General features: G+C 54.8%; 20 protein-coding genes and 2 pseudogenes. 4 read left to right on the top strand and 18 right to left on the bottom strand.

Translation table 11 applies throughout. The annotated features are described in order from the left end of the window. Together GSP01_RS15255 and GSP01_RS15250 are read left to right on the top strand one after the other, a co-directional pair. A pseudogene (locus GSP01_RS15255) lies at positions 1-273 on the top strand (hypothetical protein); the annotation flags it as partial. Continuing rightward, entirely contained in the window at positions 270-560 is a 291-nt protein-coding gene (locus tag GSP01_RS15250) for a hypothetical protein (protein WP_228123674.1), read from the top strand. The pseudogene GSP01_RS15255 and the gene GSP01_RS15250, both read left to right, overlap by 4 nt. A gap of 72 nt (positions 561-632) precedes the next feature. On the opposite strand, the gene GSP01_RS12220 is transcribed toward GSP01_RS15250, so the two are convergent. After that, positions 633-1,544 (bottom strand): LysR family transcriptional regulator, encoded by a 912-nt coding sequence (locus GSP01_RS12220; protein WP_086649078.1) that lies wholly within the window; start codon positions 1,542-1,544, stop codon positions 633-635. A gap of 137 nt (positions 1,545-1,681) precedes the next feature. Between GSP01_RS12220 and GSP01_RS12215 the strand changes: the two genes are divergently transcribed. Beyond that, the gene (locus tag GSP01_RS12215) at positions 1,682-2,167 is read left to right on the top strand and encodes a lipocalin-like domain-containing protein (protein ID WP_141353930.1); all 486 of its coding nucleotides are present in this window, start codon (positions 1,682-1,684) and stop codon (positions 2,165-2,167) included. Positions 2,168-2,548: 381 nt separating this feature from the next. After that, a complete protein-coding gene (locus tag GSP01_RS12210; protein WP_141353928.1) occupies positions 2,549-3,805 on the top strand; it encodes an MFS transporter in 1,257 nt (418 codons plus the stop codon). Between the two features lie 28 nt (positions 3,806-3,833). Here GSP01_RS12210 and GSP01_RS12205 read toward each other — a convergent pair whose 3' ends face one another. From GSP01_RS12205 to GSP01_RS12125, 17 genes and pseudogenes are all read right to left on the bottom strand, one after another. Continuing rightward, positions 3,834-4,229 (bottom strand): hypothetical protein, encoded by a 396-nt coding sequence (locus tag GSP01_RS12205; RefSeq protein ID WP_141353926.1) that lies wholly within the window; start codon positions 4,227-4,229, stop codon positions 3,834-3,836. A gap of 25 nt (positions 4,230-4,254) precedes the next feature. Further along, positions 4,255-4,815: a nuclear transport factor 2 family protein gene (locus tag GSP01_RS12200; RefSeq protein ID WP_141353924.1), complete on the bottom strand. Its 561-nt coding sequence runs from the start codon at positions 4,813-4,815 to the stop codon at positions 4,255-4,257. Further along, positions 4,808-6,061, bottom strand: coding sequence for an amidase (locus GSP01_RS12195; RefSeq protein ID WP_141353922.1), 1,254 nt, complete (start codon positions 6,059-6,061; stop codon positions 4,808-4,810). The genes GSP01_RS12200 and GSP01_RS12195 overlap by 8 nt, the downstream gene beginning before the upstream one ends. 30 nt (positions 6,062-6,091) lie before the next feature. Next, positions 6,092-6,574 (bottom strand): flavin reductase family protein, encoded by a 483-nt coding sequence (locus GSP01_RS12190; RefSeq protein ID WP_062108808.1) that lies wholly within the window; start codon positions 6,572-6,574, stop codon positions 6,092-6,094. After that, complete coding sequence (locus GSP01_RS12185) at positions 6,571-7,329, bottom strand: class II aldolase/adducin family protein (protein WP_062108806.1); 759 nt, start codon at positions 7,327-7,329, stop codon at positions 6,571-6,573. Before GSP01_RS12185 ends, GSP01_RS12190 begins: the two co-directional genes overlap by 4 nt. Continuing rightward, entirely contained in the window at positions 7,326-8,318 is a 993-nt protein-coding gene (locus tag GSP01_RS12180; RefSeq protein ID WP_141353920.1) for a ketopantoate reductase family protein, read from the bottom strand. The genes GSP01_RS12185 and GSP01_RS12180 overlap by 4 nt, the downstream gene beginning before the upstream one ends. Beyond that, the gene (locus GSP01_RS12175) at positions 8,318-9,253 is read right to left on the bottom strand and encodes a PDR/VanB family oxidoreductase (protein WP_141353918.1); all 936 of its coding nucleotides are present in this window, start codon (positions 9,251-9,253) and stop codon (positions 8,318-8,320) included. The genes GSP01_RS12180 and GSP01_RS12175 overlap by 1 nt, the downstream gene beginning before the upstream one ends. After that, positions 9,250-9,984: an SDR family NAD(P)-dependent oxidoreductase gene (locus tag GSP01_RS12170; protein WP_141353916.1), complete on the bottom strand. Its 735-nt coding sequence runs from the start codon at positions 9,982-9,984 to the stop codon at positions 9,250-9,252. Before GSP01_RS12170 ends, GSP01_RS12175 begins: the two co-directional genes overlap by 4 nt. Then, on the bottom strand, positions 9,981-10,454 hold the full coding sequence (locus tag GSP01_RS12165; RefSeq protein ID WP_062108797.1) for an aromatic-ring-hydroxylating dioxygenase subunit beta: 474 nt from the start codon (positions 10,452-10,454) through the stop codon (positions 9,981-9,983). Before GSP01_RS12165 ends, GSP01_RS12170 begins: the two co-directional genes overlap by 4 nt. Further along, positions 10,451-11,716: an aromatic ring-hydroxylating oxygenase subunit alpha gene (locus GSP01_RS12160; protein WP_141353914.1), complete on the bottom strand. Its 1,266-nt coding sequence runs from the start codon at positions 11,714-11,716 to the stop codon at positions 10,451-10,453. The genes GSP01_RS12165 and GSP01_RS12160 overlap by 4 nt, the downstream gene beginning before the upstream one ends. A gap of 64 nt (positions 11,717-11,780) precedes the next feature. Then, on the bottom strand, positions 11,781-12,938 hold the full coding sequence (locus GSP01_RS12155) for an acyl-CoA dehydrogenase family protein (RefSeq protein ID WP_141353912.1): 1,158 nt from the start codon (positions 12,936-12,938) through the stop codon (positions 11,781-11,783). Positions 12,939-13,075: 137 nt separating this feature from the next. Further along, positions 13,076-15,352, bottom strand: coding sequence for a TonB-dependent receptor (locus GSP01_RS12150; protein WP_228123675.1), 2,277 nt, complete (start codon positions 15,350-15,352; stop codon positions 13,076-13,078). Between the two features lie 591 nt (positions 15,353-15,943). After that, a complete protein-coding gene (locus GSP01_RS12145) occupies positions 15,944-18,025 on the bottom strand; it encodes a PQQ-dependent dehydrogenase, methanol/ethanol family (RefSeq protein ID WP_141353908.1) in 2,082 nt (693 codons plus the stop codon). Positions 18,026-18,036: 11 nt separating this feature from the next. Next, positions 18,037-19,530, bottom strand: coding sequence for an aldehyde dehydrogenase family protein (locus tag GSP01_RS12140; protein WP_141353906.1), 1,494 nt, complete (start codon positions 19,528-19,530; stop codon positions 18,037-18,039). A gap of 187 nt (positions 19,531-19,717) precedes the next feature. Next, a complete protein-coding gene (locus GSP01_RS12135; protein ID WP_062108787.1) occupies positions 19,718-20,185 on the bottom strand; it encodes a MarR family winged helix-turn-helix transcriptional regulator in 468 nt (155 codons plus the stop codon). A 49-nt stretch (positions 20,186-20,234) separates the two neighbouring features. Then, positions 20,235-21,524, bottom strand: coding sequence for an MFS transporter (locus GSP01_RS12130; RefSeq protein WP_228123676.1), 1,290 nt, complete (start codon positions 21,522-21,524; stop codon positions 20,235-20,237). Positions 21,525-21,641: 117 nt separating this feature from the next. Continuing rightward, a pseudogene (locus GSP01_RS12125) lies at positions 21,642-21,728 on the bottom strand (IS5/IS1182 family transposase); the annotation flags it as partial.

Below are 21,728 nucleotides of genomic sequence, written 5' to 3'. Positions count from 1 at the left end.
CGCGAAGGGCGTCATATCGACGTCCGGGCCTTGGACGGCCTCGTGCTCCGAACCCTGATTGAGCGCTACCGTGACGAATGCATGGCTCACCGCAACGCTGACCGGACAGGCCATATCCCGGCACTGCTTAGTGATCCCATCGCAGACCTGAATCTCTCTCGCCTGACAGTTCCAGCAGTTCGAGGCTTTCGCGACCGTCAGGGCAAGATCTGGCCGCTGCGACAGTCGTCAAGCGGCTCAATCTCCTGGCCTCCATCCTCAATCATGCCATGAGTGAATGGGATGTCCCGCTCTCGCTGAACCCGGCTTCGGGACGCATGATCAAGCGGCCGACAGGCGCCGATCGCAAGCGCAACCGACGACTGCAGGAAGACGCTCCGGAGAGCCCAACGACCCCCACTCCTCCCCACATGACAGAAGCCAGCGAATATGACCGCCTGCTTGCCGCAGTGACGTCCGAAAGCCATGCGGTTCACCTTCATGTTGCCGCCCGAACAGGCAACGCATCAACTCCGTGCACTTGTCCAGAACGCCAACACCGCTGCCCTGCATCAGAATAATCCTGTTCGATCGACCAAGAGACAGGCGTCATATCACGTCTGAGTAAGAGATGGGCAAGCTTGCGCATCCGCCTAAAAGAAACCAGCAACACGCAGATGGGATTTAAGACTGTGCAGGAAGGCGCGGACACTGGCCTGCGTATATTTCCGGTTGGGCAACACGGCATGAAGGTCGATTTTCTCCCCCTGCAGATCAGGGAAAATCCGCATGAGCCTTCCCTGTTCCAGATCATGCTTCACATCGCAAAGGAGCTTGTAGGCAATTCCTTCTCCCGAAAGCGCCCAGTCATGGATGATCTCAGCATTCGTGCTCGAAAGACGGGGTTCAACCGTAATGATCTCCGTCTGCAGATCGTTACCGATGACCCAGCGGTCGAGAAGGGCCATTGTCTTGTTGCGCCTCAGACAGAGACAGTGATGGGTCGCCAAGTCCTGCGGCGTTACCAGCGGGGGATGGCGGGCCAGATACTCAGGCGATGCACATAGGACCCGCACTGTCGAGGCCAGTCTGGTGACAACCGCATCCGGAGAATCAGGAAGGCCCAGACGCAGGACGACATCGAGAGAATCACTGGTGTCATAAAAACCTTCAGAGGCCAGTGCCAGATTGACCAGCAGGTCCGGATGCGTGGCACTGAAAGTGGCCAGAAAAGGTGCGATCAGGCGTCGCCCGAGTTCTACTGGAGCGCCGATCCCGAGCGTTCCCCGGGGAATATTGGTATTGGATGAGATCTCCTCTTCCAGACTGTCAATGAGCGCCAGAATTTCCACGGCGCGCTCATGGTAGATCCGCCCGTTTTCACTCAGCCCGAAATGCCGCGTATTCCGGACAACCAACAGGCTGCCCAGCCGACTTTCCAAACGGGCAAGACGACGGGACACCGTCGCAGGCGATGTCTGGAGATTGCGGGCACAGACGGTCAGACTGCCGGAGGCGACAAGATGGGCGAAGAAGCGCAGGTCCCCTGTTTCGTCATGGCGCATCCTGCCCCCCTAAAAGCGGAATTCGATTCATTCTTGCATCTGACGTAATATTCCCTTTCCGATGATGCGCCTACTGAAAGGTGATCGGCCTGCGTTATAGAACGCCCGGAAACGCCACACAGGGTCGGGAAAACAGCATGGCTTCAGTCTTTCGAGTCACGACATCCGATGACGGAAATCCGAAACAACCAACGCTGAAAGATCAGCTTGTCGGCGCCTGGAATCTCGTTTCCTACCGGGTGGAGGAAAAGGATACGGAAACATTCATCAATGCGATGGGCCCTTCACCACGCGGACGGGTCATTTTTACGCCTGATGGACGGGTGGCGTTCAATCTGGAGGGCAGCCATCGCCATCCAGCTGAAACGGAAGCCGATTATCCGGCCCTTATGAAAACGCTGGTGGCCTATATCGGGCGCTATCGCGTCGAGGGAAACCAGTGGATTACGCAGGTTCAGACAGCCTGGGCGCCAGAATGGGTGGGCACGGAACAACGCCGGACCGTTGTGGTCAGCGGCACAACTGCAGACGTTACAACGCCGTGGCGGAAGATGCCGAACTGGGCTCAGGGACGGCTGTCGCGCAGCCTGATCCGCTTCCAGCGCGCGGGTGACCGGACATAAAGGACCCACATCATTTCTTATTCAATATGATTACTGCCACATAGAGATGCGCAGTTTCTTCAGCCTTCTGCCACCCCGTTCTGCTTTATCCGTCGCCAGATCGGCACATCATTGCGCACGCGGCCCATAGTCTCCAGAAAATAGTTACCACTGTTTTAATCCCCTAAAACTGCGGATACCGTCGATATGGAGGTAGGAATTTGATTCAGGTTTCATAAAAAACCTAAAAACAAGCGATTTTATGGATGGATAGACGACCTTCCACCTCACTGGAACCGGTTTCTTCCTAGAAAAAGATTATACATTAAAATGGAATATTCTTATGGATATTTCACATGAATATTCATATCATATCGCTTCCGAACAGAAAAGGACGCGGGCATGGTTTTGGCTTCTCCCCGAGGGATCATTGCGTTATTCGCCAGCGCCTATGTGCTCTCGTTCGTGGACCGACAAATTCTTGCTTTGCTGGTTGGCCCTATCAAAACTGCTCTTTTGCTTTCGGATTTTCAGTTTGCCCTGCTTAATGGACTGGCATTCTCGCTTCTGTACTCGATACTCGGCCTGCCTATTGCAGCCCTCAGTGATCGGATAGCCCGTCCCCCCATCATCGTCGCTGGCATCATCATCTGGAGCGTAGCAACGATTTCCTGTGGTTTTGCACAAAATTTCTGGCAACTTTTCATATGCCGTATGGCCGTTGGTGTCGGTGAGGCAGCCCTTGTTCCAGCCGTATATTCCTTTTTGGCTGATATTGTCACGCCTTATAAGCTCGGCCAGACACTCGCACTGTTTTCGCTTGGCTCCTTTATTGGAGCAGGTATCGCTTTCCTGTTCGGCGGAATGCTGATCGGCCTGTTGCATACGACACATGAATGGCACGGCATCATTGCCTGGAAACTCTGTTTTGTGTGTGTCGGATTGCCAGGCCTGCCTCTGGCCCTGCTTATTGCACTGACTGTTCGCGAATCTGGCAGACGTCACGCCAGTTTTCAGAAGGAAGATACATCTTCGGAAACAGCCTGGGGGTTTTTTCGACTTCACTGGAAATTCTTTACCTGTCACTTTCTCGGCTATTCCTCCACAGCCATCATATTGTTTTCCCTCCTGAGCTGGATGCCTGCGCTGTTCTTAAGGTACAGACATTTTTCCCATCAAAGCGTCGGGGAAATTATGGGGCTGACAGCTATTTTCTGCGGATGTGCAGGAGCATATGTCAGCGGGCGGCTTATTGATTTCCTTGGCCGTCACAATCATCCATTTCCAGCAGCCACAATGGGCATTACCGGTGCCCTGTCTGCCCCCGCATTGCTCTGGGGATCTATCGCTTCACCGAATATCCCGTTTGGTATCATGCTCTTTGCGATGTCGTTCTTTTGTGCCGCACTGCCGATGCCGCCGTCAGCCATTGTCTTACAACAGTCGGTTCCAAAAACATTCCGATCCCAGTTTTCGGCAATACTGCTTTTCTGTAATGCGCTAATTGGTCTGTCGGGGGGCTCAATGCTGGTCGGATATCTCGATGACCATGTGGCCGGCGTCGCAATTTCCTTGCCGTTGGTAACATGTGGCGGCGGCCTGCTGGCGGCGTTGCTACTTTATGGCTCGACCCGGTTTGATAAAAAGGTTCTTTTTTAAAAGAAAGAACCGGAAAACTTGCCTGGGTTTATGAGCAAAATGTTTCCTGCAGATGCTTCCACAGCAGTTGTTCTCCCTGCCCGGCGGCACAGAACAGAACGCTGGACCAGCGCTCGGTTCTGGTCTCTCCCTGTGTCTGGATTTCACGATAGAATGCCAGCATCCCCCCCTCGAAAGCATGAAGAACTTTCACGTCCTCGATTTCCATGACCAGGCCCGGACGACTGCCACGAAGCGAGGGCAGGACTTTCGTAAACATTTCGAACGTCACCAGACGCCCGGCCGCCCCCACCATCATGTAGTCCGGCGTCATGCGATCCAGAATATCCTTCGGATCACTGCTGCCCACTCCACAAAACCAGTCCTGAAGCAGACGATGAAGTTCGATGATCTCTGCGGATGCAGCGCTTTCAGTATTTTGCATGAACGTGGTCTTTCGTAAAAACAGATTAGGGGTTCATCAGAACAGAGTGCTTTGGAAATGTCTCGGCCCATCCACTTTTCAGGGGAGAAATAAACACGTTTTCCGTTCGTGTCCGAGCAATTTTCCAGACACCGTCTTCGCGACGGAACAGGTTGTTCAGCCGGCTGGACCGTAGAAGCGAGGATCCATCACTAAAGATCCAAGGTTGGCAATGAATCCACTGTCCGTCTGCATGATCGCCGTGAACATGGATCTGTTCCGACGTCAGATAATGCACGTTCAGCAGAAGTTCGGGGTCACGCTTTTGGCTCCAGAAAGCCTGAAAATGCGACCGGATTGCATTCTTGCCGACGCAGCGGCCGAACTGGTTGTCATAATACTCGCCGACACCTTCCCAGACTGCATCTTCAGTATACAGGTCCATAATCCGGTCCACGCGCTGCCCATCGTCTTTCACATCAGCTTCAGGGCAGGGTGTGTCGCACAGGAACATGTAACGCGCCTGGATCCTGCGGATGTCAGCCTCTGCTTCCAGTGTGACAACACGCTGTTCCAGCATTTCCAGTCGCGTCAGAAGTTCACTCATGACCGGTATCCTGCACGCAAATGGAGGGAATGGGGCGTGCAGGAAAAAGCGTTTCAGCCCATGTGGCATAATCCAGCAGGGATTCATCCTCACCAAATGCGCCCAGAAGCTGAATCCCGACTGGCAGGCCGTTTACACCCGTAAAGCCGGGAAGCGTGACGGTTGGCAAACGCAGAAGCGTCCATATGCGGCTGAAAATCGGGCTACCTGTCCCGTCTTCTTTCTTTGGCGCCTCCCCAGGAGCCGCAGGAGCCAGCAACAGATCATAACGCGTAAAAACATCGACAATCTGTGCACGCAACCTGTCTGCTTCCGCGAGAGCCTGCCGATACGTCGCATAGTCGATCGCACGTCCCGCTTCGATCAAGCTGACAATCTGGCTGCTGAGCAAGGCGCGTTGCTCGGCATATTCCCAGCCCAGCGCCTGGCAGGCCTCATAGCTCATGATCGTCACATGCAGGTCAGCAGCGGCTTTGAATACAGACAGATCGACGTCTTCAACAGTTGTCTCTCCACCCAGGCAGGCACCTGCCTTTTGCAAAGCCATACGGGTCGAGTCCTCAGCCTGATTCCACCAGGGCGTACGGCAGACTCCTACCCGCTTCGGGACAGCGGATTTCACCGTACTGGCAGTCGGAACCGGCCCTTTTAAAACGCTGTCTGCAAGAACCGCTGTTTTAACATCCGGCGTAATTGTGCCCAGCGTATCAAAAGACGGTGCCAGTCCTTTGATTCCCGCCCCGGCATAACGTCCATAAGACGGTTTGAACCCCACCACGCCGCAATAGGATGCAGGCCGTGTAAGAGAGGCTGCCGTCTGGGACGCCAGTCCGATGTCGATCATACCGGCTCCCACAGCCGCCGCCGAACCACTCGACGACCCCCCTGGCGTGCGTGAAAAATCATAGGGATTGACTGTCGGACCATCCCGGAAAAAAGCAAATTCCGTTGTCACCGTCTTGCCGACACACAGGGCCCCGGCCGCCTTGAGCTGAGTGACACATGCGGCATCATTTGGAGTATGATGCCCTGCGTAGATCGGTGATCCATGCGCTGTTGGGTAATAGGCCGTGTCGATGATATCCTTCACCCCGACACTGAGGCCCGAAAGCGGCCCCTTTGGTGCATTACCGGCGTCATGGCGCAAACGGACCGGATCGTAAGAGCTGAAAGCCTGAATGCTGACTTCGTGACGTTCAATCCGCGCCAGAAGAACGGTGGCAGTATCGGGAGTATTTTCGCTCATCGGGAGCCTCTTTTCCGGATAGGGAAGAATTCAGGCGAGAAGGTCGAACGTGCCTCGATAATAAAGCAGAGGAGGCATCTCGCCATCCTCGTTCATTGTGATGTGCACGGGACGGGCGAGGAAGATTTCATGTGTTCCACCCCGCAGGGTCTCAATGACTTCCACCCCGATCTGCACCAGGGCATCACGAACAAAACACGTACCATCATCGTGGCGGATACAGTGTTCGTCCATGGATTTGGCATGGGACGGCATGGCGAAATGCCGGGCAATGCCTTCCTGCGAATTCGTGAGAATACTGATGCCAAAGCGCTGGCTCTGCTCGATAGCCCGGCATGTCGCGCTTTTGCGGTTCAGGCAGATCAGCAGCGTCAGCGGATCAAGTGAAACGGAACTCAGGGCACTGATCGTTGCCCCCTGCTCTCCCTCATCCGAAGTTGCCGTCACCACAGCGACACCTGTCGCAAAATGTGCCATCGCCTTGCGAAAAACGTCTGAAGTTACGCTCGTCATGCCTTATCTCCTGTCCAGAGCGGTCCACGTTCCTTGCGCATCTTGCGCACAGCGGCATCAAACATCCTGTCTGCCGCCGATGATCCGGAAATCAGGGTGGCGGCGTCTCGCGCGCATCCCCGTTTGATATCGTCGGAAATCAGCACATCCGGACCAGGAATCTGCCCTGCATGGCACTGAATTTCCGCAGCACGCTGCACGATCCACAACAGGAAGAACGTGCGCGCCACATCAGCTTCTCCTACGGCAATGCCATGATTGCGCAGAACGAGAACATGCTTGTCGCCCAGGCTTTCGAGCATCCGGGGGCGCTCTTCGTCATAAAGGGTGATGCCTTCGAAGGCATGATAACCCACCCGCTCAAAGAGCTGCGCGCCGTAAAAATTATCATGGCTGAACCCGGCCTGCTTCATTGCCACGGCACAGACTGCGTTCGTATGGGTATGGATGACACAGTGAATATCATCACGGGCAGTATGAATGGCGCCATGAAGGGCAAAGCCGGCAGGATTGGGTTTGTGTTCCGCCTCGGTGATCAACTGCCCGTCGGCATTAACGACCAGCAGGTTGTCAGGCGTCACCTCGTCGTAATTAAGACCAAACGGGTTGACGAGATAACGTGTTGGCGTGCCCGGAAGGCGGACGGAAATATGATTGAAAATCATCTCCGTCCAGCCGTAATGATTGATCAGATGATAGCACTCGGCCAGCCGTACTCTCAGCTGCATTTCTTCAGTCGTCATGTCCATCGTCATGATCGTATTCCCTGTGCCTGCACGCGTTGTGCGGCCTTGAAGGTTGCCAGTTCAAGAACGGTTGACGTAACGGGCATCGGCACATCATGCGCCTGCCCGATTTTCGCAATTGTCCAGCCGATTGCATCCAGCTCCAGTATGCGCCCCGCACAGTAATCCTGAAGCATCGAGGTACGGTGTGGACCTGCCTTCGCAATGGTGTCCCGGATCTCATCCACGTCATGCAGGTTGGAAAGACCGCAGGCAGTCCCGACTGCGAGGGTTTCTTTAAGGATGTCAGCAATAACAGTCTCTGTTGATACTGCGCCTGCCAGAGTGGAAAGGCTGGCTTCACAGACCACCGAAAGCGGATTGGTCGCCAGATTGGCAGCAATCTTGTTCCAGATATCGCATCGGATCTGCGGACTGGACCGTGCCGTAATCCCCGCCTGCTGCAGGACATGAAGGACATGGCTCAACCTGTCATCAGGCGTGCCGTCCACCATCCCCAGAACCAGCATCGGAGCGCGGGCGGAAGACACCACTCCCGGTGCCGTCTGTTCTGTCATGGCATAAGCCACGGCGCCGACGAGGCAGGAGCGAGAAAACAGGTCTGACAGGCGTCCATCTGGATCCAGCACAGGTGCCGCTGCCTCAAACGCTCCGTTTGGGTCGGTGGCCATCCACCACGGCAGACCATTCACGACCGGAATGACAAGCGTCTGACGGCCAACAGCATGCCTGACGGTTTCAGCCAGTTGAGGTAACTGGTGAGACTTTCCAGCCAGCAGGATCACATCCTGATGACAGTCCGGCGCTCGCGTATCCGCTATGGGATGGCAGATACTGCGGTCCTGTCCATCATCCAGAACCAGCCCGTTTTCGTGCAATGCCTGAAGCGTTGCACCCCGCGCCACGACCGAAAGGGAGGCCTCTGTCCGCGCCAGCATCGCGGCCAGGGTTCCCCCCAGCGCTCCAACACCTGCGACGCAGATTTTCAGCCCTGCCATTACAGATCCACAACCAGCAACGGCGACTTTGCGCGCGAACAGCACAGTGCGATCTGGTCAGTCCGTTCATCTTCAGTCAGATACTCGTCCCGGTGGTCAGGGTCGCCTTCGAGAAGGTCAACAACACAGGTCCCGCAGATCCCCTGCTCGCAGCTGACCGTGACCTTCACGCCTGCCCGTGCCAAAGCGGTGGTAATGGGTTCGTCTGCACCAACCTGCACCCGGACGCCGGCTTTTGCAGCCAGAACCTCGAATGTTTCTCCTCCACTGATCGAAAGTGCGGAAAAAGCTTCCAGGTGGATCTGCGCTTCCGTCAGGCCAAGAGCAAGGGCTGCCTCCTGCACCCCATCCATCAATGCAACCGGACCACAGGTATAGACATGTCCACGTTCAATGCCCTGCAGCACAGAAGACAGATCAGGCCGGGACGTGGACGGATTACTCCGGTCATGTATCTGCACACGGTCAGCAAAAGACGAAGCCTGCAGGAAAGCTGCAAAGGCAGGATCGCGCGCGACATAGTGCAGGGTGAACGGCACATTTCGGTCACCAAGCTCATGCGCCATGGCGATCAGAGGCGTTACTCCAATCCCGCCGCCAATCAGGACATCAGGCCCTTCGGACGGCACCAGTGGAAACAGATTGCGGGGTGCACCGATTTTGAACACGGCACCCGGCCTGACTGTTTCGTGCACGGTGCGTGAACCGCCCCGGGAATTTTCTTCCAGGAGCACGGCCAGACAGTACCGTGTCTTATCTGCCGGATCGCCGCACAGGGAGTACTGGCGAACAAGGTCATCTCCCAAAATCAGGTCGATATGCGCACCTGCCTCCCAGGCCGGCAGTTCGCCCGTTACGGGAAACAGATCGAAAGACAGGACTTTCCCGATCAGTTCACATGATCCGACACGGACTTCGATCGTCTGTGTGCTCATCGCATGTACAATCCGCTGTTGATGTCGATTGTGGAGCCCGTGATAGCCCCTGACAGGGGATGCGCCAGTTCCGCGACCATGCGCGCCACGGAAAGCGGGTTGCCGAGCTGCCCTGTAGGCAGTCCGGCTATCAGCCCCGGCATTTTCTCGGCACCGATTGTCTCCGCCACGGATGGAAGATCCAGCGGCCCCGGAGCAATCGCATTCACCGTGATGCCAAAGGGGGCGAGGTCGCGTGCGAAAACTTTCGTCAGTGTATGGATCGCGCCTTTCGAGGCTGCATAATGCGCACCCGTTGCCGTGCCGCCGCTTTCACCGGCCAGTGACCCTATATTGACGATCCGCCCCGGAGCGTTCTGCGTCCGCAGCCTGCGCGCAAATCGCTGACATCCCAGAAACGTGCCGCGCACATTGACCGCCATGACCGCATCGAACGTATTGATATCGATCTCGAGAACCTTCTGCGCCTTCATGACTGCGGCATTGTTCACCACGAGCCAGGGCAGGCCGAAATGCCGTTCCACCGCATCCAGGCCGGCCTCAACCGAAGCTTCGGACGCAACATCCATTTTCAGGGCAAACGCCTGATCGCCCCAGTCCGCGACAGAAGCCTTCGCGGAATCAAGATCCAGATCAGCCGTAACAACCCTGTATCCCTCGGACAGAAGATGCCCGGCGATACAGGCTCCCAGACCCCGCGCAGCCCCTGTGACCAGTGCAACCCGGCTCAAAGGATATAACTCACAGCGGTCAGCGCCTCGGTTGAGATCAGCAGACGCACGACCTTGAGCGCGATTTTCAGCCCGTCCTCAGTCATTTCCAGACGATAGTTCAGGTTGGCGGCATAGTCATGAACGCGGCCCTGTCGAAGTTCCTGAAGCATCTGGGCGCAGCGCAGGGTGCAATGCGTGTCACTGCTCTCCAGCATCCGGTAACGCGACAGAAGCCGGACTGTCCGTGCCGGGGGCGCTGCAGAAATAGAACGACCGCTCAACAGCCGTACGACGCGCTTTTCACGCATCTCGGCATCGTCATAAGCGTAATTCAGAACCTTCTCGAAATCTTCCACATCGGGGTCAATCGGAACGACATAGCGCCCTTCTGGCGTATAGAGTTTCAGCCAGTCGTGAAAATCGCCATGGTCGAGCATGTCAGCTTCGAGCGTGATAAGTGAAATGGCATCCTGTAGCGTAATGCTCATGCCCCTGCCTCCTCCGACATCGCAATCAGCCATTGTCTGTAGGCTGCCCGCATCCCTGTTTCGGCACTGACATCGCTGAACAGATTTCCATCCTCACGCCGTGCTTCATGGCCAAGACCACGATTCAGCAGGATGGAAATATCCTTGCCCGCCAGTGATCCGCGCTGCACCCGGTCCCACGCTTCTGCATCATCGGGAGTTCCGAAGCCCATCGGACCCTGAAAATGTTCGTGAAGCCGCAGACGCGCTTCATTGGCAATATCAGGACCGCCATCCATACCAATGGCGATATGGCGGATTTCGGTCTCGGTTACACTCAAAGGCCGCAGGACCCGGAAAAAGGCCATGGAACAGGCAAGGTTCGGGAAAAGATTGAGATTGAAACCCGATCCACCTACGGCACGTACGATCTTGCGGACCTGCTCGTCAGGATAGTCCTTGGCCAGTTCCGCGGCCAATTCAGCAAAGCGCTCCGGAATAGGGGCATCAAGCCCTTCATCCAGATCAACCAGCTCCGGAATCATGACCATGACCGAGTGCCCATGCCCCAGGTCTTCAACAAAACCTGCACCTTCAACAAAATCGAACGTATTCTGTGTTTCCGCATCGACGGAATCCAGAAAGGACTTGTGGACGATCGGAAAGTGATAGGCGTCCGTTGTGTTTTCGAGCTGGATCTTCCAGTTGCCCGGGAAGGTGAACTTGTGTTCACCCATCGTCTTGACCGGCCAGCCGGCCCCCTGCTTCATGAAGAGATCAATCCAGGGCTTCGCACGGCCCAGCCACTCATCGAGGGACATGATATCCTTGTCGAAGCTGGCAAAGATCAGCCCGTTATACTCCTCGACCTTCAGGGAGATGAGCGGCAGTTTGGACTTGTCCAACTGCCCCGTATAGCCCTCCTGATGAGGAACCCCCCGAAGAGCACCATCCAGACCATATGCCCAGCCATGATAGGGGCAGACGAAACTGGCCGTCTTGCCATGCTTGAGCTCACATACCGTCGCGGCACGATGCCGGCAGCGGTTGAGCATGACATGCACCACACCCTTGCGATCACGCGACACTATCACCGGGTGAGACCCGACGAATGTCGTGATGAAGTCACCGGGTGCCGGCAGATCACTGCGATGCGCAACCCAGATCCAGTTGTGCATGAAGATGCGATCCATCTCCATGTCATACAGATCCGGATTGCTGTAGATCGAACCATCGGCACGGTCGTCGTCCAGAAGGCTCTTGGGATCGGGCAGGCCCTGCATGTGAAATATTTCCCTTGTTATAGTCTGCAATGATGTTTCGCGGAAATTCAGGGACAAGCGGAATTCATGGATAACCAGGTCGGTTTCCCCGCCCCAGAATGACACGTCCCGCGGCTTCGTAATTGCCTTTCGCCATGAACGCATGCTGTGCAACGACACTGCAGTCCTGCATGCAACGTCCCAGAATATGCTCACTCTGCACAGCAGCGATGCCACCAAGCTCGAAGCACATGCGTGCGACCTGCGCGGCCACCTGGGCAGCATGCGTGGCCGCCAGACGAATACGGTTGGCAAGCGTTTCGGGTACGGTCTGTCCCTCCAGAAGCAGGCCCCAGGCTTCTTCTGTTACACCGTAGAAAAAAGCCCGCGCCGCCGAGAGCAGCGCTTCAGCTTCGCCAACAACAGCCTGGACATGAGGACGATCCGCCATGGTAGGCGCACCAGTAATGGAACGGCGTCCCGCTGCCATCGCCGTTACTTCATCCAACGCCCGACGTGCACAGCCCAGCCCCACGACCGTTAGCACCTGTGCCGCCAGTCCCAGAGACGGATACTGATAGACCGGTTTGTCCAGCATCGGCTTGCCGCCACGAATGAACGTCCATTCCTCGGCTACCGGGACATTTTCAACGACGACATCATGACTACCCGTACCGGCAAGGCCAATTGTGTCCCAGGTTTCCTCGATCCGGACGGAAGAGGCAGGCATGACAGCGGTACGCGGCAACCCGCCACTCTCGCCAGCTACGGCAATACCAACCCCGATCAGTGACGCTCCGGGGCTGCCGCTGGCATAAGGCCAACGACCGTTGACGATGAAATCATTGCCGACGCGCTCCGCAGCCTGGGGAGGGAAAATGGCACCGGCAAAAACAACATCGGGGCCATCCGCGTAAATCTTTTCCAGCGTCGATATGGGCAATGCAGCCAGATAGGTTGCTGAAACTCCAAAACTTGCGACCCAGCCTGCAGAGGCATCGGCGTGGGCAATCGTTTCGATCAGGCTGAGAAATGCCATCGGAGAAGCCTCAAGCCCTCCGAAGCAGTGTGCCACAAGTGCACGATAAACACCCGCCTTGCGAAACCCTTCAACGATATCCTGCGGAATACGGCGGGCTTTGCGGAATTCCAGCGCACGCTCCCGGATCGTTTCCAGCAGTGGCGTGAGTGCGGGATCTTTCAGGAGTTCACCTGACTGCCCATCGGAAACATGCTTCAACATCAGATGTCCTTGTTCAGGAGCAGCTTTAGCTCCAGCGGCGATCCATGATTGTTACGCTATCGGCATTTAGTGGATTATTCCACTACTTTTTCACAAAAATTTCCGCTGGTGTCTGGAAGCAGCCCAGCGGAAAAGTGTCAGAATGCGACCCCGCCCTGAATGTACCACTGACGACCGCGGTCGAAGGATTTCTGGTAGTTTCCAAAGCTTCCGGAATAGCTGCCCCAGGCCATGAATTTCTCGTTCGAAGCGTTATCCAAGCCAACCATGGCGTTATATTTCTGGTTTGCACTAACCCAGCGCGCGCTCATGTTCACCGTTATATACTTGGGCTGTATCAGCGCGTTGTACATGATGGCATTCAGATTGGCATTGTAGCGGGACCGATAGGTGGCATCTACCCGAGGGGTAAGGCTACCATACTGACCCAGGTCGATCCTCTTCGAAACGCCAGCATTGGCCGTCCATTTCGACACAAGGACAAACATGGAGTTCAATCCAAGCCCCTGCACACTTGCGGTTAGGCTCGTGTAATGCGCATCCGTTTCCCCAACGGAACCACTTACCGTCCAACCGTCTCCGAGCGCATACTGACCTTCAAGTTCAAAACCCGAGATATGGGCTTTGCCTGCATTGGTATAGTATGGTCCGATATGCGTGGCATCAGACACCAGAAGCTGCACGTCATCATAAAAAGTGAAAAAGCCAGCGGCACTGATACGCAGACGATGGTTGAGTCCGTAAAACTTCAGCCCACCCTCGAAAGTATTGACGCTTTCCGGACGAAATGAAGGAGGAGCATTGGTAATATTCGTCAGGCGCTGCGTAAATCCGCCCCCCTTGAACCCTTGTGAGAACGTTGTGTATCCCATCAGTTCCGGCGTAAACTGATAGGAAAGATTGACCATTGGCGTCCAGCGCGCATTGTTGTTGTGATAGGACTGATACGGAACAATGCGGGTTCCAACAGGCGTGGAAACGATGGGGGCACCAATAACTTTGGTAATATACTGATCAGGAGTAAAAGTTTTGTTGTCTTCCGTGTAACGCACACCTGCCGTAAATGTCAGCTTTTTGGTGATATTATAGGTTTCCTGCGCATAGGCAGCATAGTTCTTGTCCTTGAAATATCCGCCACTTTGCAGACTTTCGACATAAAACTCCGTCGGATTTACGTCCGCTCCACTTTGGGAAAAATAGTAAACACCGGCTGAATAATGAAGCCTGTTACTAAGAGCATGCCCGTTGACCTGAAATTCTTCAGAAAACTGCTTTTCGAGATAATGATCCGTAACGTAATTGATCCCGATAGGAGAAGAATCACGATCCTGGGCAAACGCACCGACTGTTTTGCGATAGGCCGTAATGGACTTCAGATCGAAATACTGGGAAAGTTCGTAATCAACAGTGCCCGAAGTCGACCAGCTTGTCAGATTCGAATAATCGGGCTGGCTACCATAGTTCGTGTTCTTGCTAAAATAGCTGGAGTTGTAACAACCTGCGCCCGGACAGTTTAGCAGTGTTCCCCCATGCATAGCGTTGTTAAGCGCTATCATGCTGCCCGTCGCATTCGGATTAACGCCTGTTGTCACATACGGGGCGCCATTACTCCGGTCGCGCGTCCAGTCGCCGCGCAGAGTAACATTCAGCTTGTCGATGGGATGCCATCGCAAAGCACCTTTATAAACCTGTGTGTCTTGGTTACCGAGTTCACGCTGGTTTTTCTGGTTAGGAGCATGCACGTAACCATCCTGCATAAAACTACCAGCCGAAAAATTGGCAAACAATGTCTTGGATAAAGGCACATTGAAAAAGACACGTCCGTTAATCCGGTCAGCGGTTCCGTATTTCACGTCTGCCTTGGCTGAGAGCTGACTATTCGGTGTCAGTGATGAGACGGAAACCGCGCCACCAATAGTGTTACGACCGAAAAGTGTCCCTTGTGGGCCGCGGAGAACAGACACATTGGCAATATCGACCATGTTCAGAACCGCCCCGACGGGGCTACCGACATAGACGCCATCAACGTACATGCCGACCCCGGGATCGACGCCGAACGAGAAATCCGTCTGTCCAATACCGCGAATGAACACAGCTGCCGCATTTGCAACACCCGAATTAGATGCTACATTTCCAAAGGAAATATTCGGTGCCATATCCTGAATTTTTGCGAGAGACGTGATGCCGCGCTCGGTGAACTGAGTTCCCGTTACGGTCGTCATGGAAATAGGCGTCCGCTCAATCCGTTCACTCCGGCGCCGAGCCGTGACGGTAACTTCTTCAAGTCGCGTTGCGTTGACGTCCTTGCGTGCCACCTTATGCACAACACTCTTCTTGCCCGAAATGCCGGAGAAGGTCTTTTTGACTGTAGCTGCATCTGCCACGTTCGCATTAAGAATAAATGAGAACGCCATAGCAGAGCATCCCGAATATAGGAAAGCGACCCGGATAGCTCTGGCGGCACAACGAACGGCCGGTCTGGACGCAGTACTCGATGTTTTCAAGCGCATAATACCTGCTCCTCCTTACTGCATCGGGTCCAATCTGCGGACGCGAGATTTCAAGACGATATCGAAACATAATTACATAGGATCAATAGATCTCCAGATCGCTCGGATTCTGTGAGTTCGTTGCCTACCCGGATTCTTTCGACAGCCTCAACGCCAATATCTTGTGAAGTTTCCACTGAAATGTCTACTTGATTCGTTGCGAATCCGGCATATTAAGTTATGCGACAGACGCAGATATTTCTGCAATCCGGCACAAGTGACAGACAGGCTATATGTCTGCACGCTCCCTCTTTGAGGTGGCATATGCATTGAGGATAATTTTTATATTGCCCTCAATGCACAAAACTTATTTATCAATTCTGAGGTCGATTTAACGCCAAATAACCAGCAGACCACTACACCACAAGATTAAAATCTATGGCTTAGGTTCCCATTCCACGGAAGCATTAATAATAAATATATAAATTGATTGTTTTTATCCTCGTTCAGCATCAATCAATGATTGCGGCTTATGAGGAAATTACGGATTTTTTCTATTTCAGAGGGCTTTAAGAGCTCAGAAAATTTTGGCATCCCATAATTTGCCAAGGCTCCTCTTCCAACCACAGCATGGAACCCCTGCACACTCTCAAGAGCTCCGGACCACCGCAGATCAGGCAGAACACCGCCTGAAACCGCATTATCGCCATGGCAGGCCATGCAGTAATTCTGATAAATTCCGTAGCCTTCCTGAGCTTTTTTGGGATCAAAGGTCTGTGCTGTTTTGACAGGACGCTGTGACTGACGTGTCTCCGGTGGAAGGCTGTCATGTCCATTGAGGGCAAATACTAGAAGCCGGGAATGATTGATGCTTGTATTCCTGATCCGCGCAAGTGCCCCACCCATCAACGGAAATGCTCCGCCCCAGCCGACTTCTACCGCCACATACTGCGTTCCGTTTACGGTATAGCTCACCGGAGGTGCTACAATTCCTGTATGCGCATCAAACTGGAAAAGTGTTTTGCCCGTATTGGCATCATAAGCCTCAAAAGTGCCCGTAGAGAGGCCTTGGAAAACCAGATCTCCGCCTGTTGCTAACACACCACCATTCCAGGGCGCACTATGCTCTACCCGAAACGCCGGCTTTCCAGCGACGGGGTCCCAAGCCAGAAGCCAACCCTGAACGGTTTTGGAAACATCCTCCAAAACTTTCGGATCAGCCGGAAGCCCCGTCATGTCGATGCCGAGATTGACTCCAATCTTGTGCAACTGCATGTGTTCATTGGCCTTAAACGGCTCTGGCAGCTGCTGAGCGGGAATATAAACGTATCCGGTCCGCGGACTATAAGCCATCGGCGCCCAATTATGGCCTCCCAGCGATCCCGGAATGCCAAACCATGTCTTGCCGCTGATCGACCACATGGCATCAGGTACAATATCCGGGCGTCCGGTCTTTGGATCAAGGCCTTTGGCCCAATTCTGGAACGTATACGGCGTGCCAGACAGGAACTCGCCTGTAGCTGCATCCAGCATGTAGAAAAAGCCGTTCTTTGGCGCCTGCACCAGAACATGACGCATCTTTCCCTTGATCGGCAGATCCAAGATCATCATGGGTTGAGATGCCGTAAAATCCCATTGGTCTTTTGGGGTCTCCTGGAAATGCCATACATATTCGCCGGTTTCCGGTCGCACTGCGACAATACTGGCCAGAAAGAGATTGTCCCCCACACCATTAGAGCGGAACTTGTAATTCCATGGGGAGCCATTTCCGACCCCCAGATACACCAGGTCCGTGACCGGATCGTAAACAATGGAGTCCCATACAGTTCCCCCACCACCGGAATGTATCCACCCGCCGGTCGGGCTCCATGTCGGATACGCCAGCGAAGAAAGCGCTTTGTCAGACGCTGCGTGATCGGGGACATTTTCCGGCGCGGGAACCGTAAAAAACCGCCACTTCAGTTTTCCCGTGACTGCATCGAATCCTGAGACAAAACCCCGCGCTCCGAATTCGGATCCCCCATTGCCGATGATGACCACATTCTTCGCAATCCGCGGTGCACCATCAATCGTGTAAGAACGGATGTCCCCCAGTGTCTTGTCCTGCGGGATCGTGTTCACACTCCAGATCAGTTGCCCGGTTTTGGCGTCCAGTGCGATTAGCCGCCCGTCAAACGTACCGACATAAACACGACCATTCTGATAAGCCACTCCGCGATTGACCGTATCGCAGCATCCTCTGCCCGCAACAGTTCCTGGCACCTTGGGATCATACCGCCACAGGACACGCCCTGTAGCTGCATCAAGGGCTTCAACCTTGCTCCAGTTTGTCGTGGTGTACATAACACCATCAATGATCAACGGCGTTGCTTCCTGCCCTCGCAGGCTATCAAAATCCTGATGCCATACCAGCCCTAGCTTTCCGACATTTCCCGTATTGATCTGGTTCAGGGGACTGTATCGCTGCTCGAAAGCCGTGCGCCCATGCTGGGGCCAGTCATCGGGCGAACCGACACTGCCCTGCGCAAGCGCTGATCCACCTGAAAGTACAGTCGCACAGCACAGAACGAGCGCCGTCAGGGGAAAAATTCTAGCCATCCCGAGTCCTCTCAATGCTGGATACAGATGGATTTGGTTTCGGTGAATGCGTCCAGCCATGCTGTTCCAAAGTCACGCCCGATGCCGGATTGTTTGATCCCCCCAAAAGGCATGTTCGGATCAATCATGACGTGGCTGTTGATCCACACCGTTCCCGCTTCCATGCGGGGTGGCAGCTTCATCGCTGCTTCCAGATTGTTCGTCCACAAACTCGCAGCCAGTCCGAAATTTGTATCATTTGCTTTTGCAAGGGCTTCTTCGGCGCTGGACACCCGTGTCAATGTCATGACAGGACCAAATACTTCTTCTCGTGTCAGGGCCAGCGTATCGTCGGGATTGAGAACCAGCGCAGGGCGAATATAGAACCCGTCCCCTTCCGGGGCCTGCGGGCCTCTCAGCATCTCTGCCCCTGCCTCACTGGCACGGTCCAGATAGGACTGGACTTTCCTCTGCTGCGGTCTGGACACTACGGGATTGATAAATGCCGTCGGATCCATTCCCGGTCCGATACTCATTCCCGACAGGGCGCTCTCCAACCCGGCAGCCACGCTGTCAAACAGCGGCGCCTCCACATAAATCCGCGAGCAGGCCGCGCAGACCTGACCCTGATTGAGAAAGCCAGCCATTGTCAGACCATTCACGGTCCGCTCGATGTCAGCATCAGCCAGCACAATGGCAGGATTCTTGCCGCCCAGCTCTAGCGAAACGCGCGCCAGCCTCGAGGCGCATTGCTCTGCAATCTGCTTTCCTACGGGGGTCGAACCCGTAAACGTCACCTTAGCAACATCCGGGTGGCTGACCAGACCTGCACCCGCCACCGCTCCCATTCCCGTCAGGACATTGAAAACGCCGTCAGGCACGCCGGCTTCAGTGGCCAGCTGCGCAAACCACAACATGGTCAGCGGTGTGATTTCAGAAGGTTTGACGACCACCGAACACCCGGCAGCCAGAGCCGGAAGAACTTTCCATACCCCGATCAGGAGCGGAAAATTCCAGGGCACGATGCCCGCCACCACGCCAATCGGCTCCTTGCGCGTATAAGCAGTATAGCGCGCACCAGGTGGCATCGCGATGGAGACATCCAGGCTCTGACCGGTGATCTTGGTTGCCAGACCTGCCACATACCGGATCCAGCTCTGCGCGCCTCCGGCTTCAAGAATTCGGGACAGCGTAATGGACTGCCCCTGTTCCAGGGTTTCAAGCTGGGCGAGAATCTCTGCATCACGCTCTACCAGATCAGCAAGACGCAGCAGGATCCGTTCACGTTCGGAAGGGTGCATGTCGCGCCAGACGCCTTTGTCAAAGCTGCGCTTTGCCGACGCAACCGCGTGCTGGACATCGTCAAATCCGGCATCCGCCACAGATGACAGGACTTTCCCTGTCGCAGGATTGAAAACGGGCAGACGCGCCTGAACGCTGGAATCGACCCATTGACCATCAAGGTAAAGGCCGTGCTTACGGTCCAGAAACATCTGAACGTCAGGAAGAACGGATGTCACGGTCATAGGAATTCTCTCGTTTTGCACGCGCTATGGCAAAAGGACCAAAGCGATACATCTCGATGCTACTCCGGAATGGTGGATAATTCCACTTATTTATCGAGTTTTTGTTTCACGTGCCTTATGCGCACGGAAACACCCCGTGACCTGGGGTTACGACCTTTTGTGCAGTGAGCAGACGTTGCGACAGATTTCAGTAGATATTGTCGTAGATCCGGCGGGTCATCGCCATGAAGGCCTGTATCTCCTCATCCGACGCGTCGCCGAAAGCACGTTCGAAAATATGCCCGGCCTTGGCACGAACCTGAGAGAGCGCAGCCCTACCCTTCTCGGTCAGGCGGACTTCCGTCACCCGGCCATCCGTCTGGGAGACGCATGTCCTGACCAGATCCTCGCTTTCCATCCGATAAATCAGCTTAGTCATGGTAGACACACGGATCACCGCAAGATCCGCAATCCGGCTTATGGTCGCAAACTCATATTCATGCAGAATATTCAGGACGCGCCAGCGCGGCACATCCATTCCAATCGGTTTTAGATGCGCGTCCATTCGCAAATGATAGAGTCCGACCAGACGAGATAGATGAAAAAACGGCGATGTCTCTGGAGAGAATGCAGGATCGCCGGGATGCGCCTGCCGCCAGGTCTTGCCACGTCTCAAGTCATATTCCTATCAGATCGGTCATGAATATTACGACTAGCCGATAGTTTCAGAACTGGGAAGAATGATCCTCCACAACCTCATGCATCCCACTCCGATACAGCGCCATTGCAGATCCCAGCGCAAGCAGGAAAACATACACCATGATCCCCGTAACACTGCCCGTTCTGTAATACAGCACGGTCGCTAGGAACGGAGAGATCCCTCCTGCCAGGGTGGAGCCCAGTTCATGCGCCAGCGCTACTCCCGAATACTGGCAAAATGGGGGAAAGAGGCGCTCAAGCAGTATGGGCTCCACCGCGATCATGGGGGCATGGCCCAACATCATGATTAAAACAAACCCTCCAATCACCGCGACAGGCTGTCCTGTAGACACCACCCAGAAAAATGGCACTGTCAAAAGGACGAGAGCACAGATACCCGCCAGATAGACCTGTGCAGCCCCGAACCGTGTTGAAAGCCACCCGAAGAAAGGCATGGCAAGCCCATCTGCGATCAGCCCGCAGGTCATACCTGCAAGCAACAGACTATCCGGCACATGGTGCGCCCGACCGTAAACCAAACCGAACACCGATATCAGATAGATTCCGCCGTTCTCCGCCAGACGGATTCCCACTCCCCGGATCACCGTAAGCGGCTTCTGACGCAGGAACTGCATCAGGCGCGGCTGCCTGGCCTGTGGCAAAGTCTCTTTTCCTGAAAGCTCTCTCTGGGATCTTAGAAAAAGTCCCACTGCCACAAATGGAAGCGTTGCCAGGAAGCCAAATCTCCACCCCCATGAAAGGAAGACGTGTTCAGGCATATGTCGCAAACCCCACATCGTGGCCGTACCCAACACCATGCCCAAGGCCACGCCGGACTGGCTGAGTGCCAACGCGATGTTCCGCTGATCCGGGCGACCTGGGTGGCGGGCTTGCCCGATCACTAGGGTACTTCCAGCCCACTCCCCCCCTGCCGCGATTCCCTGCACCAACCGCAACACTAGCAGAAGCAGCGGTGCCAACAGACCGATCTGTTCGTAGGTCGGCAAAGTGCCGATCAGGGCTGTAGCACCCCCGATAATGAAAAGGGTCCAGCGCAGAGAGGTTACGGATCCGTACCGGTCCCCAATAGCTCCAAAAATCATACCGCCCAAAGGGCGCACGAGAAATCCTAACGCAAATACGGCGATCGTCTCGATTTGCGTCAGAAATGGGTCATGTTGCTGACTGAAAAAGATACGCGAAAAAACCAGCGGGGTCGCTGCCGTGTAGAGCGCAAAATCATACCATTCAACAACATTGCCTATCATCGCGCTGATCGTTGCCAGTTTTACCGTACGCACCCAGATAGCCCCCATAATTCCGTTTTTATATCGGATCGATATTTATAAGAAATTTCAACTGAAATATTTTTGGAATCCTCGTTCTCTGCTATCAGGAAAAAATCGGAAAAATCCCAATCTTAGGCTCAAGGCTCATAGCCAGAACCTGACGGTTGCAGCGAGACAGATGGCTGAGAAGAGGACGGCCGGGCATCGGTTGTAGCGTGTTGCGACCCGCCG

The sequence above is a fragment of the Gluconobacter sphaericus NBRC 12467 genome (genome assembly GCF_006539125.1).
GTDB classification, from domain to species: domain Bacteria; phylum Pseudomonadota; class Alphaproteobacteria; order Acetobacterales; family Acetobacteraceae; genus Gluconobacter; species Gluconobacter sphaericus.
The sequence above is the reverse complement of the archived record's forward strand: the minus strand, read 5'-3'. Positions and strand labels throughout refer to the sequence as shown.

What these genes read in the sequence shown, in the direction of transcription:
- GSP01_RS12180 (WP_141353920.1), bottom strand. Translation starts at nt 8,318, where the DNA reads ATGGCAGGGCTGAAAATCTGCGTCGCAGGTGTTGGAGCGCTGGGGGGA.
- GSP01_RS12155 (WP_141353912.1), bottom strand. Translation starts at nt 12,938, where the DNA reads ATGTTGAAGCATGTTTCCGATGGGCAGTCAGGTGAACTCCTGAAAGAT.
- GSP01_RS12220 (WP_086649078.1), bottom strand. Translation starts at nt 1,544, where the DNA reads ATGCGCCATGACGAAACAGGGGACCTGCGCTTCTTCGCCCATCTTGTC.
- GSP01_RS12130 (WP_228123676.1), bottom strand. Translation starts at nt 21,524, where the DNA reads ATGGGGGCTATCTGGGTGCGTACGGTAAAACTGGCAACGATCAGCGCG.
- GSP01_RS12160 (WP_141353914.1), bottom strand. Translation starts at nt 11,716, where the DNA reads ATGCAGGGCCTGCCCGATCCCAAGAGCCTTCTGGACGACGACCGTGCC.
- GSP01_RS12165 (WP_062108797.1), bottom strand. Translation starts at nt 10,454, where the DNA reads ATGAGCATTACGCTACAGGATGCCATTTCACTTATCACGCTCGAAGCT.
- GSP01_RS12150 (WP_228123675.1), bottom strand. Translation starts at nt 15,352, where the DNA reads ATGGCGTTCTCATTTATTCTTAATGCGAACGTGGCAGATGCAGCTACA.
- GSP01_RS12190 (WP_062108808.1), bottom strand. Translation starts at nt 6,574, where the DNA reads ATGACGAGCGTAACTTCAGACGTTTTTCGCAAGGCGATGGCACATTTT.
- GSP01_RS12140 (WP_141353906.1), bottom strand. Translation starts at nt 19,530, where the DNA reads ATGACCGTGACATCCGTTCTTCCTGACGTTCAGATGTTTCTGGACCGT.
- GSP01_RS12200 (WP_141353924.1), bottom strand. Translation starts at nt 4,815, where the DNA reads ATGAGTGAACTTCTGACGCGACTGGAAATGCTGGAACAGCGTGTTGTC.
- GSP01_RS12195 (WP_141353922.1), bottom strand. Translation starts at nt 6,061, where the DNA reads ATGAGCGAAAATACTCCCGATACTGCCACCGTTCTTCTGGCGCGGATT.
- GSP01_RS12185 (WP_062108806.1), bottom strand. Translation starts at nt 7,329, where the DNA reads ATGACGATGGACATGACGACTGAAGAAATGCAGCTGAGAGTACGGCTG.
- GSP01_RS12145 (WP_141353908.1), bottom strand. Translation starts at nt 18,025, where the DNA reads ATGGCTAGAATTTTTCCCCTGACGGCGCTCGTTCTGTGCTGTGCGACT.
- GSP01_RS12215 (WP_141353930.1), top strand. Translation starts at nt 1,682, where the DNA reads ATGGCTTCAGTCTTTCGAGTCACGACATCCGATGACGGAAATCCGAAA.
- GSP01_RS15250 (WP_228123674.1), top strand. Translation starts at nt 270, where the DNA reads ATGAGTGAATGGGATGTCCCGCTCTCGCTGAACCCGGCTTCGGGACGC.
- GSP01_RS12205 (WP_141353926.1), bottom strand. Translation starts at nt 4,229, where the DNA reads ATGCAAAATACTGAAAGCGCTGCATCCGCAGAGATCATCGAACTTCAT.
- GSP01_RS12175 (WP_141353918.1), bottom strand. Translation starts at nt 9,253, where the DNA reads ATGAGCACACAGACGATCGAAGTCCGTGTCGGATCATGTGAACTGATC.
- GSP01_RS12210 (WP_141353928.1), top strand. Translation starts at nt 2,549, where the DNA reads ATGGTTTTGGCTTCTCCCCGAGGGATCATTGCGTTATTCGCCAGCGCC.